This window comes from Stenotrophomonas sp. STEN029, assembly GCF_056760015.1.
Genome location: NZ_JBRREC010000017.1, coordinates 23,198 through 40,627 on the forward strand (window position 1 = coordinate 23,198; position 17,430 = coordinate 40,627).

Sequence of the window (17,430 nt, forward strand, 5' to 3'; positions counted from 1 at the left end):
GATGCTCCCAACCGGGAGTGATGTCTTCTGGAGACCACGATGGACTATCAACTGCTGTTGCTGCTGCACCTTCTGATCGGCGGCTATTGGCTGGGCGGCGACCTGGGTGTGTTCTACATCGCTGGCAAGATCGCCGACCCTGCACAGCCACTGCCGGTGCGGCTGTTCTCGGCAAAGGCGATGATGCTGCTGGACATGATCCCGCGTACCTGCCTGATCATGGCCCTGGGCACCGGCCTGACCATTGCCACCAAGGCCGGGCTACTGCCCCTGGATGGCTGGTTGTGGTTGGTGTGGTTGGGCACGCTGGCATGGCTGGGCCTGGCCTGGGCGGCCTTCATCAAAGAGCATTCGGCCAGCGGCCTGCGCATCGCGCGCGTGGATTTCTACCTGCGCCTGCTGGTGCTGGTCGGCTGTGTTGCGGCCGGCATCGATGCGCTCAGCGACGGTGGCTATATCGCGCAGAGCCGCTTTTTGGGGGCAAAGCTCATCCTGTTCGCCGGCATCATCAGCATGGGCCTGCTGGTGCGCATCCAGCTGCGCCCGTTTGGCCCGTTGTTTGGCAAGGTGGTGACCGGTACCGCAAGCGATGCCGAGCAGCAGTCACTCAAGCAGCTGGTGGCGCGGGTGAAGATCCCGGTGTTGTGCATCTGGTTGATCATTCTGGTGATCATGGTGCTGGGCAAGCTCAAGCCGTTCTGAGTTGCAATGCATGCTGTGAACAACAAAGGCCCGCTTGCGCGGGCCTTTGCTTTGACGACGTCGCACAGCCTTGCTTTTGTGGGAGCGGCGTAAGCCGCGAAGCTGATGTTGCTGGAGCACTCTGCATACCTGCCGTCTAAACATGTGCTTGCTTCGCGGCTTACGCCGCTCCCACAACAGATACCAGCACCTTCGGTTATGGCTCAGCCCTCAAGCTACTCCACGCGCCAAGGGAGAATCCGCATTTGCACCCTCGCCCGCTGCTCCTGCAAACGCCAGCCGCCGCTCATCGCGCACGAAGAACGAGGCCAGCAGACCAATCGCCACCATCACCGCGATCAGCGTGAACGCAACGTGGTAGTTGCCGAAGTGATCGAACATCACCGCGGTCAGCCAGATGCCCAGCCCGGCAGACGTAGCATCCATCAACGAGATCGTGCCGAGGATCTTGCCGGCGGCGCTGAGCCCGAATGCCTCGACGATCTGCAGCTGCAGGATCGCGTACAGGCCACCCCAGCCCAGGCCCATCACGATCAGACCACTCCACAGCAGCTCGCGCTGCTGCAGGGCGATGATCATCGAGCCCAGCGCCATCAGCGCAACGTTGCAGACGAATACTTTCTTCGAGGTCGTCATGTCGGCGAGGAAGCCAAACAGGAACTCGCCGACCATGCCCAGGCCGAACAGCAGGAACATGCCATCTCCTGCCTGCTCGCCGCTAAAGCCCAGGTCCTTCATGTTGAGGATCAGGTGCGAGGACAGCGACATGATTCCCCAGAACGTGGTCACCGCCACCACGGCCAACGCCCAGAACGTGCGGGTGCGCAGCGCCTGCCGGTACCCCAGGTCCGGCAAGCTGCAGGCACGGCCCGGCGTACTGTTGTCGCTTGCCTGGCCATCTCCCCAGGGGCGCAGGCCGTTGCTAACGGGCGAGCGGACCAACGCCAGGCAGAGCACGAACAGAGCCACGGGTATCACCGCCATCAGCAGGAAGCTGCCCCGCCAACCATGCTCCGGCAGCAAGCCGATGATGATCTTGGGCACCAGCATTCCGCCCAGGCTGCTCCCCACCAGCGCAATCCCCAACGCCGTGCCGCGCCGCGTCTGGAACCACTGCGACACCATGATCACTGCCACGCACAGGCCACTGCTGACCACTACCGCGGCAAAGCCGACATGGATCAGGTACACGTGGGTGATGGAGTGCACCTGTGAGTAGGCGGCGTACAGCACTGCCAGCAGCAGGCTGCCAAACAAGGCCAGGCTGCGTACACCGACGCGGTCGATCAAGGCGCCAACAAAGGGTGACATCAGCGCTGCCAGCAACAGGTTGAACATGTCGCGGAACTTGAGCTGGCCACGGCTCCAGCCGAATTCGTCCAGCAGCGATGGATCGAAGGCGGTGATGCCGGTCATGGTCATGCCATTGGAGATCGCCAACATCAGCATGGCCACGATGCAGATCAGCCACGGGTAGAAACGTTTCATCGGTACACCTGCTGCGAAAGGGTGAACGGGGAACGCACGGCACTGGACTAATGTCCGGACAAAGAATGGCACAGACCGGGCGTTGGATATAGCCCCGGGAGCCGATTGCAGTCGGCCTCAAATATAGTTATATAGATATATCATTAAGATTATCGCGAGCCAGCCGTACCCACGCCATGGACCCGTTCACCACACAATCCCTGGAAGGCATCCTCCGCCGCGACGTGCATGCGCCGCTCTACCACCAGTTGCAGGGCTTCCTGCGCGGTTTGATCGAGCGCGGCGAGATTGGCGACGGCGAGCAACTGCCTCGCGAAGAGGAACTGGCCCGGCGCCTGCGCATCTCGCGCGTCACCGTGCGCCAGGCGCTGCAGTTGCTGGCCAGCGACGGACTACTGGTGCGCCAGCGTGGCCGTGGTACCCGCGTGGTTGGCGGCGGCGCGCGCAGCTCGACCATCCCGATGCCATTGAAGACACCCTTGGGCGAACTGCTGCACAGCCTGGATACGCTGGCCGGCAATACCCAGGTCCGCCTGCTCGGCTGGGAACGCCTGCTGCCACCGCAGCCGGTCCGCGACCTGTTCGGCACTGGACCCGCGCAGACGTTGGTGCGCTGCGTGCGCGTGCGCAGCCGCCACGGCCATCCGTTCGGCTACTACGCCAGCTGGACCCGCACCGCACACCCTGAGTTCAACGCCGAGAACCTTGCCTATGGCTCGCGCATCGAGCTGTTCCGCCGCTGTGGCATCGAGGTGATGAAAGTGCAGCAGACCGTTTCCGCCACCCGCGTCGACGCATTGGCGGCGATGCACCTGCAGATGTCGACCGGGCAGGCGGTGATGACGCTGGACAGGCGTTCCTTCAATGCCGACCAGCAGCTGCAGGATCTGCTGGAAATCCAATACCGCCCGGACCAGCTGCGCTACCAGATGCGCATGGACTACGAAACCGATCACCCGGAGGCGACCGCTTGAGTACCACCGTGAGTGCAGGCCCGGCTGCAACCCTTGCAGAAAAGATCCTCGCCCGCGCATGCGGACGCGAGGCGGTGCGTGCTGGTGAGATCCTCACCGCCAGACTCGACCTGCTGATGATGCATGACTCCGGCGGGCCGCGGCGGGTCGCCTCACGGTTGGAAAAGCTCGGGGCCAAAGTGTGGGACCCGAACAAAGTGATGGTGGTCTCCGATCACTTCGTACCGGCGGTGGATATGGAAAGCGCCGACATCCTCGCACTCACCCGCAAGTGGGCGCAGGCGCAGGGCGTCACCCATTACGACATGCTCGGCATCTGCCATGTGGTGCTGCAGGAACACGGCCACGTGCAGCCGGGCATGTTCTGCGTCGGCGGTGATTCGCACTCGCCCAGCGGCGGCGCGTTCGGTGCCTTCATGGTCGGCATGGGCGCCACCGACATCATCGGCGCCCTGGTGACGGGCGAAGTATGGCTGCGCGTGCCGCAGACCACGCGCGTGCAGCTCGACGGCCTGCTCGGCGCCGGCGTCAGCGCCAAGGACGTGATGCTGATGCTGTGTGGCCAACACGGCATGGGCAACGAAGGCCAGGTATTCGAGTACGGTGGCAGCGCCGTGCAGGCGATGCCGATGCACGAGCGCCTGACCCTGTGCAACATGGCCGCCGAACTCGGAGCGGAAACCGGCATCGTCGAACCCGACGCGACCACGCTTGCCGCACTCGATCAGGCCGGCAAGCCCTTCCATGGTGAGCTGGCGCAGTGGCGTAGCGACGTTGGCGCCAACTACCTGCACCAACACCGTTACGACGCCGCGCAGATCGCGCCACATGTGGCCGCACCGCACAGTCCGGCCAACAGTCGCCCGGTCGGCGAGCACGGCAAGGTGCGCATCGACCAGGCCTATATCGGCGCCTGCACCGGCGCCAAGCTCACCGACCTGCGCATGGCAGCCGAGGTATTGAAAGGCCGCAGGATCGCCGCAGGCACGCGCCTGCTGATCGCGCCGGCCTCGGTGGCGATGACCGCACAGGCCGCGGCCGAAGGCACGCTGGCAACGCTGACCGAAGCCGGTGCGATCCTGCTGCCCTCCGGCTGCGGCGCCTGTGCCGGCATGGGTGCCGGCATGCTCAGCAGCGGTGAAATCTGCATGTCCACCACCGCGCGCAACTTCAAGGGCCGCATGGGCTCGGCCGAGGCACAGGTCTACCTGGGCTCGCCATACAGCGTCGCTGCCGCTGCGGTGAAGGGCGAAATCTGCGATCCGCGAGAGCTGCTGGGAGAGAACGTTTGAACGTCCGTGGCAAGGCCTTCGTGTTTGGCGACCGCATCGATACCGATGTGCTGGCGCCCGGCCCCTATATGCGCGAACCGATGAGCGTGCTCGCCAGCCACTGCCTGGAAGCGGTGGATCCGGCGTTCGCCAGCGAGGTGCGCCGTGGCGACATCGTGGTCGGCGGCGACTCCTTCGGCATCGGTTCCTCGCGCGAGCAGGCGGTGCAGGCGCTGGCCGAACTTGGTGTAGGCGCGATCATCGCCAAATCGTTCGCACGCATTTTCTATCGCAACGCACTGAATCTCGGCGTTCCCGCGCTGGTTTGTGCGACGCTTGAAGCATCACGCGGCGACGAACTGGAAGTACGGCCGGTGGAGGGACGCATCATCAATCACAGCACAGGTCGTGAGTTCGACTGCGAGAAGATTCCCACCGAGCTGATGGCCATCGTCGCCGGCGGCGGGTTGATGCCGTGGCTGGAACGCAAGCTGGCTGCGGAGCGGCGCACATGAACGCGCCGCATTTAAAACAGGGCATCATCCATGCGACCCTGATTGCGCCGGACCTGCAGCAGGTCTGCGTCGCTTATGTCGCACAGTTGGCATTGCAGCTACAGCAACGCGGCACACTCCAAGCCGATGATGCCGCCGCCCTCGATCTGGAAGATCTGATCGGCGCGCCGTTGGCATGGCTGGCCAACAGCGCAGGCGAGCCGGTGCTGCGGGTGATAGAAGACCCGCGTGCGGTCGTTGCCGAACCCATGTTCCGCCACGGTTGGTTGTCGCTGGAAGTGCTGGTTGGCGATATCGACTCGCTGGCGGCCGGCTTGCGGCCACCATTCAAGGTTCTGGGTCCAGCCGCCAACCTGGAGCTGAGCAATGCCATCCGCGCAGCTCAGGTGCTTGGACCGTGCGGCGAGCTTCTTTACCTCACCCAGATCAAGGCAGCTGTGCCGCCGTTCGACCTGCCGATGACCGACGCGACGGTTGCAAGCACCTTCATCGGGGTGATGACCACGCCGGATCGTGATGCCTCGCAACGCGCCTGGTCTGCATTGCTGGGCGCCAAGGGCTGGGCCTTCGATACAAAAATCACCGTGCTCAATCGTGCCTATGGCAAGACCTTGGACGGACGCTACCCGGTGGCGGTGGTGCCGATGCCCGGGCAGTGCATGGTGGAAATTGACCAGGTGGATCTGCCGGTGGCTGCAAACACCAGGCATGCTGGCCAGCACAGCCTGGGGCTGCGCTTGCCGACCGTGGATGCCGCTGTGCTGGCGGAGGCCGGTTGGATGGTTCAGGACGTTGGTGAGCGACGCAGCCTGCGTGGGCCCGCCGGGGAACATGTGGAGTTGCTTGCTGGGTGATGGGCCCTGGGCTGTTTCTGGCTGCTGGCAAGATCAAAAGTAAAAAGCTCAAAAGCACCCCTCCCCAACCCTCCCCCGCGCTAAGCGCAAGGGAGGGAGCTGTTTGCCGCGCCCTGTCAGACCAACGCAGCGCCGCTTGTACCCCCTTCCCTGCGCTACGCGCAAGGGAGGCAGCTGTTTGCCGCGCCCTGTCAGACCAACGCAGCGCCGCTTCTGCTCCCTCCCCTGCGCTACGCGCAAGGGAGGCAGCTGTTTGCCGCGCCCTGTCAGACCAACGCAGGCGCCGCTTCTACCCCCTCCCCTGCGCTACGCGCAAGGGAGGGGGCTGTTTGCCGCGTCCTGTCAGACCAACGCAGCGCCGCTTCTGCCCCCTCCCTTGCGCGTAGCGCAGGGGAGGGTTGGGGAGGGGGTCGCTTTTGCCTCGCTTCGTCTATCACTTCAACGACTCCATGACCTTTGCCATGTGTAACCCGCACTACACAGGCATAGCGTCAGCGTTCACCCAGGCAATTGAGGTAGGCGCAATGCGGACCCTGACGCTGGCAGCAGCCATCGCTACCATCACCTGCCTGGGCATGACGCTGCCGGCCAGCGCGCAGCTAGCGCCAATGACGCCGGACATCACCGGCAAGAAATTCGTCGCCCCGCTGCCAGCTCGCGACTTCAACAAGCGCGAGGTGATGATCCCGATGCGCGACGGGGTCAAGCTCTATACCGTGATCATGATCCCCAAGGGCGCACACAACGCACCGATCCTGTTCACGCGCACGCCGTACAACGCAGCCGGCCGGGTTGATCGCACACCGGGCGCAACACGCTTGGTCGATGCCCTCGCCCAGGGCGACACGGTGTTCGCCGAGGACGGCTACATCCGCGTGTTCCAGGATGTGCGCGGCAAATACGGCTCGGAGGGCGACTACGTGATGACCCGGCCACCACGTGGTCCACTCAACCCAGGCAAGATCGATCACAGCACCGATGCCTGGGACAGCATCGACTGGTTGGTGAAGCATCTGCCCGAGTCCAACGGCAAGGTGGGCATGCTCGGTTCTTCCTACGAAGGCTTCACGGTGGTGATGGCCTTGCTTGATCCACACCCCGCACTGAAAGTCGCCGCGCCGGAAAGCCCGATGATCGACGGCTGGATGGGCGATGACTGGTTCCAGCACGGCGCCTATCGGCAGGTTAACCTGGGCTACTTCAGCGGGCAGATGACCGCACGCGGCGCCGGCGCGAGAGTCGCCATGCCAAGCGGCGACGACTACAGCAGCTTCCTGCAGGCAGGCTCGGTGGGCGCCTTCGCCAAGACACTGGGGCTGGAACAGATACCAGCCTGGCACAAGGTCAGCGAGCACCCGGCCTACGACGCCTTCTGGCAGCAACAGGCACTGGACAAGCTCTTGGCCAAGCTGCCGGAGATCAGCGTTCCCACCATGTGGGAACAAGGCCTGTGGGATCAGGAAGACATCTATGGTGCGCATACCGCCTGGGCCGCACTGGAGCCCAAGGACCACGACAACACGCGCAACTTCCTGGTGATCGGGCCGTGGCGGCACAGCGGTGCCAACTACAACGGCAGCTCGCTGGGCGCATTGGACTTCAATGGCGACACCGCCCTGCAGTGGCGACGCGATGTGCTCAAGCCGTTCTTCGATCAATACCTCAAGGACAGCGCGCCGGTCGCCAACACCCCCCCGGTGTGGGTGTACGACGCCGGCAGCAACCGTTGGGACACCTACAGCAACTGGCCACAGAGCTGCAGGCAAGGCTGCACCGCCAACACGCGCAGACTCTATCTCAACACCGACACGCAGCTGGGCTTCAACAGCGCCACCAACGGTGCGCAGTACGCAGAGTACATTTCCGATCCGGCCAAGCCTGTTCCCTTCGTGCCGCGCCCGGTCAACATGGGTGATCGTGATGTCTGGACGACATGGCTGGTGCGCGATCAACGTTTCGTCGATGGCCGCACCGACGTACTGACCTATACCGGCCCGGTGCTGGACAAGCCGATGAAACTGGCCGGCATTCCGCAGGTACAGCTCAGCGCATCCACGTCCGGCAGCGACAGCGACTGGGTGATCAAGCTGATCGATGTCTATCCAGATCAGTATCCCGACAACCCGAAGATGGCCGGCTACCAGCTGCCGCTTGCGGTGACCATCTTCCGCGGCCGTTACCGTGAGAGTTTCAGCCAGCCGAAAGCAATCACGGCGGATGCACCGCAGACCTACAGCTTCGATCTGCCCAACGTGAACCAGACCCTGCAACCGGGGCACCGTTTGATGGTACAGGTGCAGTCCAGCCTGTTCCCGCTCTACGACCGCAATCCGCAAAGCTATGTGGACAACATCTTCTTCGCCCAACCCGGCGACTACCGAAAGGCCACGCAGCGCATCTGGAACAGCAGCGAGCATCCGAGCTACATCACGCTTCCGGTTGTTGAGTGATGCGTCTGCAATGACGGAACCAGCGCTCAACAGCATGGGGAAACTGCATGCGGCTTGATCATTGGTGTGCTTGATGGAGTAGCGAACAACGCGGTGGCGGAAGCGGCGTGAGCTTCGCGGCTTACGCCGCTCCTACAAAACATCCGCACCACCATGTTTCGCTGCCGTTGCTGATGGCCGTGCTATAGCAATAGTCGGCATCACTGCCTGCAATGCAATGGAGCATGTATGAAGCGCAGGAGGCTCAGCCAGCGCAGCATCATACTGATCGGCATCGCCGTCCTCGCCGCAGTCATCGCGCTGTCGGTCGTGCCTTGGTGATTGTTAACGCCGCGTGGCACAACGCGACGCAGCACACAGCAACGCCACAACGCAGTTCGCGTAATGCGCAGCGTTATCCGTTTATGCGTATTCACGTATTGCTGCCTGTTCACGATCCCGGCTATAGCTGTACAGCCAGATCAGGGGATCACCTACTGGAGAAGTTCATTGGACAAGATCAAATTTTTCCTTGAAGGGCCCGGCCGTCAGCGTCGATTGGTGACCTTGCTGGCTACTGAATCCAGGAACGTCGCCAAGGGCAGCAGCGATGGTCGCCGCGTCGCGACCATGGGGCTGAGCGACGTCTGCTTCCATACGATGATCGATGAGCAAGGCAACATCGCCAAGCAGATCGACTTCGATGGCTACCGCTTCAAGTTCCGTGACTCCAACCTGCCATGGGATCTGATGATCGCCTGATCATGTGCAATGCAGCCAACCGGCATTCATCTGCATGAGCGCAGCACGTGCTGCATCACATGATTGGCATTACGCGAACTTTCCTTTTCATGCACCTGCCCGTCACCGGATGCAGGCATCCACTTAATCGTGGTTGCTGCATCCTGCAGCTGGAGCATCGTTGCTCTGATCGGAGACGCGTCATGGATACCCGCAAGATGAAGCAACTGCTGTTCGCAGGCGTGATCGCTGTTGGCTGCGCAGGCACTGCCCTCACCGTGCAGGCCGCAGGCCAGGCCGCCCACTCCACGCACGATCAGGCCTCCGAGCAGCCAGGCACCGATACCTGGATCACCACCAAGGTGAAGGCCGATCTACTTACCACCAAGGATGTATCCGGCACCGAGATAAAGGTGGAAACGGTCAACGGCGTGGTGACACTGACCGGCGCCGTCGCCACCAAGGCGGAAGCCGACCGCGCCATTGCCGCCGCACGTGCAATCAAGGGCGTGAAGAGCGTGAACAGCTCGGCACTGACGGTCGCACCCGCGCGTTGATCCACTGATGTTGATCCACTGATAAAGCCATAGTCCCTGGATAAACATCAATCGGATACAGAGAAAGCGACACCTCACGGTGCCGCTTTCTCGTTTCAGTCGCCGACAGCCGGCAATCCAGTCGGCTGCGTGAGCATGCTTAGATCAAGCCGACCTTCATCGTGTCCTGCACAAGCAGCTCGGCATCCAAGCCCGAGTGCTGGTACACAACATACGAGACGCCTTCGATGGACTGCTTGCCCATCGACGCCCAATCACCCAGATCAGGCCCGCCCGTACCCAGCAGGTCATCGATATTGACGACATCGCCGGCATTGCCCTTCACCATCATCTGCACGGTCTGCTTGTCGCCCTGATGGAACAGGTCCACCTGGCCATTGGCGAGCACGTCCTTCAGTGACAGGGTCAAGGTGTTGTTGCCAGTGCCGGTCAGGTCGATGACTTCAACGCCGGAGAGCTTGCCCGCGGAGGTGGTCAGGTTGAGGTTCAAGGCCTGGCCTGCACCTGCGATCTTCAGGACGTCGATACCATCACCGCCATGGATGCCCTTGTTACCGGCATTGGCAAGATAGGTGGCAGCGGCATACTTCAAGGTGATCACGTCATCACCCGCACTGCCGTAATACGTGTCGACAAGCTCATCAACGGTGTTCACGTCGCGAACGTCCGACACATGCGTGACCTGCGTCTGGCTGAAAGCACCAACGGTGATCTTCCCGCCTGCGGGAATGATGTCGAAGCTACCCACATCCACGCCTTCCGGCGCGGTGAAGGCATAGGCCTTGACGTAACGCTTGGAAGTCAGCGTACCGGTGATGGTTTCGCGCTTGAGCACGTTGCCGGCCACGTCATAGATGACGATCACCGCACCGCCTGCCGTATTGTCCAAGCCGGACAAGGTCAGCTGGAACTTGCTGGCAGATTTCTCCAAGGCAAAATGCAGCACGGCATCCTCGCTACCGGTGAGGGTCAGGCCCGCCAGGGTGGCGGTGGTCGCCGCACCCTTGCTGAGGGTTCCGTTCACCGCGCTCACGGTCACGCCCTTGCCCGCATACGCATCGTCGACCACCAGAGTGCTGGCAACATTCAGCGTGTCACTCAGCGCCTTGGCGGCAAAGCCACCACCAATAACGCTGTAGGCGTCCGACTTCGGGCCCTGCACGCCATTGGCGACGATGCTAACCGCCACCTCGAAGTCATAGGCAACACCCTGCGCGGTGGTAACGGCATTGCTGGTCACCGCCGCCGGCACTTTCACCGTGACCTGCCCGGCAGTCACCTGCGCGGCGGTCAGCACATGTGCGTAGGTGGCGATACCCCACTGCACGTGCACGATGTCGCCGGCGTTGGCGGTCGAGCCGTCCAGGGAAACAATCATGTCCACGCCATTGCTTGCTTCGGCGGCAGTCAGCACGCCTTCGGCCTCGGCAATTCTTATAATCGACGGCGCTCCAAGCTGGGCGGTCAACTCGACATTGCGCTCGATGGTCTGGCCGATGGTGCCGGATGCACTGACCACACGGGCCTGGATGTTCCAGCTCTGCGCATGCGCCTGCGTATCGGTGAAGTACCACTTGCCATCCTTGACCAGCGCGGTGCCCCACTGCTTGCCGCCATCGGTGGACACTTCTATCCGGGCGCCGGTAGGCAGGACCGAAGCCAACTCGCCCTGCACAAGGCGGCCCGAGCTGCCATCGGCGGTGCTGTAATCGCCGGCGGTGTGGCTGTCCTTGCCCATCATCACGATGGACATGTCCAGCTGCACGCCGACACCCGACTGCACCAGTACTTCCGCTGCGAACACCGAGTGTTTGTAAACGTCATAGGTGACGCCAGCGACGACTACCTGGCTCTGCAACTGCCATTCGCCCTGGACCGCGCCGTTCATCATTGCACCGAGCACCACGTTGTCGCCGGCATTGCCCTTGACCAGCACCTGCACGTTGCCATCGGCAACGAACTGATCACGTGCACCAGTGCCAAGTACATCGGCAATCGACATCTTCAGCGTGTTATTGCCGCTGCCGGTGATGTCGAAGATCTCGATGGAATCTATCTTGTCCTTCAACAGCGCCAGGTCCAGCACCTGCTTGGCGCCGGTCAGCTTGAGCGTATCCGCACCGCCGCCGCCGGCAACGCCACCGCTGGTCGCCGCGTTGATATGGGCGACGTTGGCCAGCGTGAACACGTTGTCCTCGTTGCCACCGTAGTAGGTGCCGGCCTTGTTCTCGATGGTCTGGTTGGCGAGTACGTTGAGCTCGCTTGCGCCGCCACGGAACTCGAAATTGTCCAGGCCGATCCAATCCCAATCACCAATGACGCACTTGCCCGGGATCCTGGCTCCGGTAGTCACCACCATGTACGAGAACTCCTGGCCTGCTGGCGCCTTGAAGTATGCATTCACGGTGTTCGGCCAGTATGCCGACAGCGATTGCTGACCAACCTGTGCGCCATTGGCCGAATAGAACCTCACCGTTGTCGGTGCGAAATAGCCGGCCTGCAGGTTGGTCACCAGGAACTTGACCTCGGACACCGGGCCTTCGGTGAAGTCGATGCGGGTACGACCGGTGACGCCGAGCTTCATGCCGGTGTTGATCGCCGGATCGTAGTTGGTCAGGCCGGTCATCAGCCCGTAGATCTTGGACAGGTTGTAATCATACTCGGAGGTGATACGCAGCCCCTTGTGACTGGTGCTCTGCCCGGTATTGAGATCGACGTAGCCTGCGCCGGTGAAATCGATGTACTTCTGCTCACCCATATCGCGGTACTTTGAGCTGTTACCGGCCTTGTCGATGATCGCGGCCATGACGTCACCGCTGGCAACCGAGAAGCCAGGAGCAATTCGCACGCTGCCCGCATCCACATCCTTGGCGGTCAACGAGTAGTCAAAGCGCTGGCCGTTCAGCACAACACTGACGGTATCGCCGGCAGAGACACCAGCCTTGTTGAATGCCACTGTCAGATAGGAGCCGTCAGCCGTCAACTTGGTAGGCGCGTCTGGTGCCAGGGTATCGAGAAACACGTCGCGCGATTCCACTGCACCACTGCGACCAGCATCGTTCACTACCTTGGTCTGGATTGACCAGTCGCCGCTGTGGCTGTTGCGATCCTGCGCCGCCCAGCTCAGACCATCCACCATCGCCTGGCTCCAGCTCAGGCCGCCATCGGTGGAAACCAGCAGACGTTCGTCGGCACCAAGCTGTGCACTGAGCACACCCTGCATCAGACGACCGGCGCCACCGTCATTGGTAAGCCAGTCACTGCTGCTGACACCCCAGTCCTTACTCATCGAGGTGACAGTGGCAATCTGTGCAGGCAGCTTGGCCTGGACCACGATGAGGTGCTTTTCCGAATGCTCGGAGACGTTGCCGGCCTGATCAGTCATCACCACTTCGAATTCGTGCTGGCCGTCCACAAGCTCGGTATCCGGCGTGAAGGTCCAGTTGCCGTCATCGGCAACCTGCACCTCACCAATCACCTGGCCATTGTCGATGATGGTGACGATGTTGCCTGCCTCGCCCTTGCCCGACAGCGTAGGGGTGGTGTCATCGGTACCGCTGCCATTGCCTACCGGGCCGGTCTGCGGGCCAACGTCGTCAACCACCTCGATGATCGAGGGCTTTTCGGGCGCCACTTTGTCCACGAAGATGACATAAGGGGCGGATTCGTCGCTGATCTCGCCGCTTGCCGATTCTAGGATGATGCTGAGACTGTGTTTGCCATCGGCCAACGGATAGATCGGAGTGAATGTCCACGTTCCATCGAGTCCAACCTGGGCGTGGCCAAGCAGATCGTTGCCGTCATACACGTGCACCAGGTCACCTGGTCGGCCCTGGCCCTTGATCTCAGGACGGCCATCATCGGTATAGCCGCCGTTGCTGATAGTGCCGGTCCTGTCGCCGTGGTCATCGACGATGGTATCGATGGCCGGCGCACTGTCCGCCGCATAAGAATGATTGTCCTTGATCGCAATCATCTGCGCGATCCGATCGTTGCCCACTACGCTCACCTGTTGCCTCCATTGAATTGATCGCACAGTCGCCTCGCAGCGACTGCACACCTGACTTCCAGAACCTTCCCTGCACCCGGGCCTGCATCGATACGCACGACTTCGCGCCCTTGCCTACAATCGATGAACGCCGTAGCGAACCAACATGTGCCAGACCACGAAACAGCTGGGCACAGATGCCCGTGCCGGACCTGCTTCCAGCGGCTCATCGTCTCTTCCAATCATCGAATTGGACACAGCGGGCTCGCGCATCGCCTGCTTCCTGCTGGAGCTGCTTCTTCACTGTGAAAGTCCCATCCAAGCAACACCAGTCCATGCAAAAGAAACTGCTCGCGGGAACGGGCAGTCCTTCGGCTATGCGTGTGTTGTGTCAGGGCTTTCGGCAGTCATACCGGGTAACGCTGTTGCAAGCGACCGGGGCAGTGCCAGCGAGGGGATTATCCGCGTGCCGCCGAAATAGATACATGGGAAACCACTCAAACTCCGAACCCTGAACCCAGGGCTGGCGCGTTCAGCGCCAAAGGTACTTTGCCGCATGAAAAAGCGGAAACATGTCCCCCGACGGTTTCCCTGGTGAAACTCTCCAGTCCGCATCGAAAGCGCAGGTTTGGCCGTCGCAGCGACGGCACCTGCCAAGCGAGATCATCGTGCTCCATCAGGTAATGGGACGATGGCATCGCCCGCATGTCATCGGCGATACCGCAGCTACAGAGAGCGAACGGCTCATAGCGACGGCATCCATGATCACGTGAACGTCGCTAGCGTGGCCACTGCATCACGAACCCCACCATCACGCCAATGCGTGATCCTGCCATCGCTCGCACATCAGGGATTCAAGCATCGCGACAACCGTTGCCCAGCTTCTCGGCCACCAGCTTTTCCAGCTCAAAGCGTGCACGCTCGGTACTATCGAAGACTTTCACGTAGCGCTGGCCAATGCTGCCGTTGCAGCCATAGTTCACCGCCAACTCGCTGCCACTGACTGACACGCGCCAGAACTTGTTCGAACAGCCCTGATCGAACACCAGGCTGCGGGTAACACAAGCCTCTACCAACAGAGGAGGCACGTCGTCCACGCTGACCTGCACGCTCTACGCGGCTGTGGCTGTGGCTGTGGCTGTGGCTGTGCGACCATCAGATCAAATGCATCGACCGGTTCTGGTTCTATGCCGCGCAGCGCTGCATTCTCTGCGATACCGCCCAGCGCCACACATCGGGTTCGTGCTGCTTCAAGCGTGCCACCAATTGCCGGTGGTAATCGAGCGGCGCCAGTGCGGGCCGTTCCCCGGTTGTGACATCCGTGCTGGGTATCCGTGCTTGTCCCACCGGCAGTTCAGGAGATTCCTCCAAGCCGCAGGCGGTTTGATAGAAGTTCGTGCTGTATTGGGCAGCATCCTGTATTGATTTGGCGGGCGCAGTCTGGATCAGCCCGTTGTTGGAGCAAAAACAGGCCAAGCCAGGATTTCAGAATAGGCATTGTCCTACAGATACATTCCACAAATTGAAGCACTCTTCCGCCAATTCCTCGCCATAGTGGACTGGATAGCTACCTGACCTAGCCCGTGCGCTGGGCAGATCCGGGGGTCCGGAGGGTTCAGCTTTCCAGGGCTCGCATGTCTGTGGCTGGGGCAAGACCAAAGCCCATCACCGCGGAGAGCTGAATGAGTCGGCCAGACAGAAAACGTCCTCAACGATCGAACAACCGCCCGGCGAACAGCGTTGACGCAATTTACGCAAATGTACTGGGCTTGTACCACCAGGGCCAATTGAACCAGGCGCTGGAGCTTTGCCGCAGGAAGCTGTTGAAGCTATCGCCAGCGCATCCCGGTGGATTGGTCTGCGCAGGCGTGATCTGTTATCTCAACAAGGACTTCCAGGCCGCCGAGCGGTATCTCAACGTGGCAGCGGCCACAGAAGACAATGCCGACGCATATATCAATCTGGCACTGACGCTCAACGCCATGCACCGCGTGCCTGAAGCAGAAGAGGCCTACCGTCGCTCCCTGGCGTTGAATCCAAACCAGGCCAACGCCTGGAACAACCTGGGCAACATCCTCAAGAACAGCTTCACGCCCGACCGGCAAGCAGAAGCCATGGAGTGCTATCGGCGGGCGATCAAGGCTGATCCGACGTATGCCAACGCCCACAACAACCTCGGCCACGCACAGGACACAATCGATGGCGACAAAGCCGCCGCGGAGGCAAGCTTTCGTTCGGCCATTGCCTGCAAGCCGGGCTACCTCCAGCCACGCTTGAACCTCGCAGGCATCCTGGAAAAAACCGGAAAGGACGTTGAAGCCCTTGCCTGCCTGCAACAGGCGCTGGAGCTCCATCCGGGCAATATCGGAATAGTCGGGCGCATTCTGAGCCTGCGCCGCAAACTGGCTGACTGGGAAGCCCGGCAGCCATCGATGGACGACTTTCTCTCCTTGCTGATGCAAGGCGACGCCAACGACTTCTCACCACTCGACCTGCTCGCCTGGCCAGAGTTCGATGCCACGATGCAATACAGACTCGCTGGCCAGTTTGGCCGCAAACGTTGGACAGCCGCCTTGGCGGCAGATCCGCTGGTGCCCTCAATTGCCAAGGCGCACGACGGACGCCTGCGTATCGGTTATCTGTCCGCCGATTTTCGTAACCATCCGGTCGCCCACCTGATCACCGAGGTCATCGCCGCGCACGACCGCAAGCACTTCCAGGCACACTTGTATGCCTATGGTCCGGAAGCCGACGATGAAGAACGACGCAGGCTGGTTGAAGCTGCCGATCACTTCACCGTCATCAGCCGAATGGATGATCTGGAGGCTGCGCAGCTGATCCGCGATGACCAGATCGATATCCTGATTGACCTCACCGGTTACACCACCCATGCACGCCTTGGAATCTGCGCGCTGCGCCCAGCACCTGTCATCGCGTCGTGGATTGGCTATGTCGGCACCTTGGGCGAAGCGCGGCTCGCCGACTACATCATCAGCGATGCGGTAGCCACGCCGCCTGCGCACGCTGGCCAGTTCAGTGAAGCGTTGGCGCTGATGCCGGAATGCTTCCAGCCAAACTGTCCTTTGGCGCCGCTGGCGGAACCGCCTGCGCGCGAGGCGGAGAACCTGCCGACCGATGCCGTGGTGTTCTGCAGCTTCAACCAGGTCTTCAAGTTCACCCCACAGCTCTGGGATGACTGGTGTGAAATCCTGCGCAACGTGCCCCGAAGCGTACTGTGGATCGCTCCTGGATCCTCTGAAGTCATTCGGAGCAACTTGTTGAAGGAAGCCGAGAAGCGTGGCGTGGCGCCCACAAGTATTGTTTTCGCCAACCGCCAATCGCTGGCAGATCACCGCGCCCGTATTGCCCTTGCCGATATTGCCCTGGACACCTATCCCTACAACTCAGGCGCAACGGCAAGCGATGCATTGCGTGCAGGTGTTCCACTGGTTACCTGCATGGGCGAAACCTTCGTCAGCCGCATGGCGGGCAGCCTGCTGCACACGCTGGGCATGCGGGAACTCTCCACCACGTGTCGATCTGACTACATGTCGCTCGCCATCGACTTGGCCAGGAACCCATCGAAGCGGGAAGCAATCCGCCGCAAGCTTGGCGAGCAGCTGAACACCTCGGTCCTCTACCAGTCACACAAATTCGCCGCGCAGCTCGAGCAGCTGCTGCAAGCCATGCATGAGCAGTCCAAGCGCGGACAAAGAGATCTCATCGATCTGACCCATCGCACTGCCACAACCGGGTAATGCCGGCTCCAAGCAAGGTCCCAGTGCCAGTTGGCGCAGGGACAGAAGCCGCTGGCGGCGGCCACGCAATCATCCGTTTGAGCAGCAGCCGGCTGTGGGAAGCACCTGTCCCCCGAACGTCTCTGTCTGTTTCGGGAAACCGTACGTCGAGGG

At 61.6% G+C, this 17,430-nt stretch carries 12 protein-coding genes; 9 read left to right on the forward strand and 3 right to left on the reverse strand.

Going from position 1 to position 17,430, the window contains the following annotated elements; translation table 11 throughout:
• Positions 1-39: 39 nt before the first annotated feature.
• Positions 40-702: a hypothetical protein gene (locus ACVOLI_RS05850; protein ID WP_481533898.1), complete on the forward strand. Its 663-nt coding sequence runs from the start codon at positions 40-42 to the stop codon at positions 700-702.
• 210 nt (positions 703-912) lie between these two features.
• Here the strand turns inward: ACVOLI_RS05850 and ACVOLI_RS05855 are convergent, their stop codons facing one another.
• Positions 913-2,190: an MFS transporter gene (locus ACVOLI_RS05855; RefSeq protein WP_481533899.1), complete on the reverse strand. Its 1,278-nt coding sequence runs from the start codon at positions 2,188-2,190 to the stop codon at positions 913-915.
• Between the two features lie 176 nt (positions 2,191-2,366).
• Here ACVOLI_RS05855 and ACVOLI_RS05860 point away from each other — a divergent pair, with 176 nt between their 5' ends.
• From ACVOLI_RS05860 to ACVOLI_RS05890, 7 genes are all read left to right on the forward strand, one after another.
• Positions 2,367-3,164 carry a GntR family transcriptional regulator gene (locus ACVOLI_RS05860; RefSeq protein ID WP_481533900.1) on the forward strand — a complete coding sequence of 266 codons (798 nt, stop codon included), beginning with the start codon at positions 2,367-2,369 and terminating at the stop codon, positions 3,162-3,164.
• Positions 3,161-4,456, forward strand: coding sequence for a 3-isopropylmalate dehydratase large subunit (locus tag ACVOLI_RS05865; protein ID WP_481533901.1), 1,296 nt, complete (start codon positions 3,161-3,163; stop codon positions 4,454-4,456). Before ACVOLI_RS05860 ends, ACVOLI_RS05865 begins: the two co-directional genes overlap by 4 nt.
• The gene (locus tag ACVOLI_RS05870) at positions 4,453-4,950 is read left to right on the forward strand and encodes a LeuD/DmdB family oxidoreductase small subunit (RefSeq protein WP_481533902.1); all 498 of its coding nucleotides are present in this window, start codon (positions 4,453-4,455) and stop codon (positions 4,948-4,950) included. The genes ACVOLI_RS05865 and ACVOLI_RS05870 overlap by 4 nt, the downstream gene beginning before the upstream one ends.
• Complete coding sequence (locus ACVOLI_RS05875) at positions 4,947-5,804, forward strand: hypothetical protein (RefSeq protein WP_481533903.1); 858 nt, start codon at positions 4,947-4,949, stop codon at positions 5,802-5,804. The genes ACVOLI_RS05870 and ACVOLI_RS05875 overlap by 4 nt, the downstream gene beginning before the upstream one ends.
• Positions 5,805-6,328: 524 nt before the next feature.
• Entirely contained in the window at positions 6,329-8,254 is a 1,926-nt protein-coding gene (locus tag ACVOLI_RS05880; RefSeq protein WP_481533904.1) for a CocE/NonD family hydrolase, read from the forward strand.
• A 489-nt stretch (positions 8,255-8,743) separates the two neighbouring features.
• The gene (locus ACVOLI_RS05885) at positions 8,744-8,995 is read left to right on the forward strand and encodes a hypothetical protein (protein ID WP_303747999.1); all 252 of its coding nucleotides are present in this window, start codon (positions 8,744-8,746) and stop codon (positions 8,993-8,995) included.
• A 182-nt stretch (positions 8,996-9,177) separates the two neighbouring features.
• Positions 9,178-9,531 carry a BON domain-containing protein gene (locus ACVOLI_RS05890; RefSeq protein ID WP_481533905.1) on the forward strand — a complete coding sequence of 118 codons (354 nt, stop codon included), beginning with the start codon at positions 9,178-9,180 and terminating at the stop codon, positions 9,529-9,531.
• Between the two features lie 139 nt (positions 9,532-9,670).
• Here the strand turns inward: ACVOLI_RS05890 and ACVOLI_RS05895 are convergent, their stop codons facing one another.
• Together ACVOLI_RS05895 and ACVOLI_RS05900 are read right to left on the reverse strand one after the other, a co-directional pair.
• Positions 9,671-13,540, reverse strand: a complete 3,870-nt coding sequence (locus ACVOLI_RS05895) for an Ig-like domain-containing protein (protein WP_481533906.1) — start codon at positions 13,538-13,540, stop codon at positions 9,671-9,673.
• 833 nt (positions 13,541-14,373) lie between these two features.
• Entirely contained in the window at positions 14,374-14,616 is a 243-nt protein-coding gene (locus tag ACVOLI_RS05900; protein ID WP_481533907.1) for a WGR domain-containing protein, read from the reverse strand.
• Between the two features lie 585 nt (positions 14,617-15,201).
• On the opposite strand from ACVOLI_RS05900, the gene ACVOLI_RS05905 reads away from it, so the two are divergent.
• On the forward strand, positions 15,202-17,277 hold the full coding sequence (locus ACVOLI_RS05905) for an O-linked N-acetylglucosamine transferase, SPINDLY family protein (protein ID WP_481533908.1): 2,076 nt from the start codon (positions 15,202-15,204) through the stop codon (positions 17,275-17,277).
• Positions 17,278-17,430: the final 153 nt, after the last annotated feature.

Coding starts and splice junctions, on each gene's coding strand:
- ACVOLI_RS05850 (WP_481533898.1), top strand. CDS start 40: ATGGACTATCAACTGCTGTTGCTGCTGCACCTTCTGATCGGCGGCTAT.
- ACVOLI_RS05855 (WP_481533899.1), bottom strand. CDS start 2,190: ATGAAACGTTTCTACCCGTGGCTGATCTGCATCGTGGCCATGCTGATG.
- ACVOLI_RS05860 (WP_481533900.1), top strand. CDS start 2,367: ATGGACCCGTTCACCACACAATCCCTGGAAGGCATCCTCCGCCGCGAC.
- ACVOLI_RS05875 (WP_481533903.1), top strand. CDS start 4,947: ATGAACGCGCCGCATTTAAAACAGGGCATCATCCATGCGACCCTGATT.
- ACVOLI_RS05880 (WP_481533904.1), top strand. CDS start 6,329: ATGCGGACCCTGACGCTGGCAGCAGCCATCGCTACCATCACCTGCCTG.
- ACVOLI_RS05890 (WP_481533905.1), top strand. CDS start 9,178: ATGGATACCCGCAAGATGAAGCAACTGCTGTTCGCAGGCGTGATCGCT.
- ACVOLI_RS05905 (WP_481533908.1), top strand. CDS start 15,202: ATGAGTCGGCCAGACAGAAAACGTCCTCAACGATCGAACAACCGCCCG.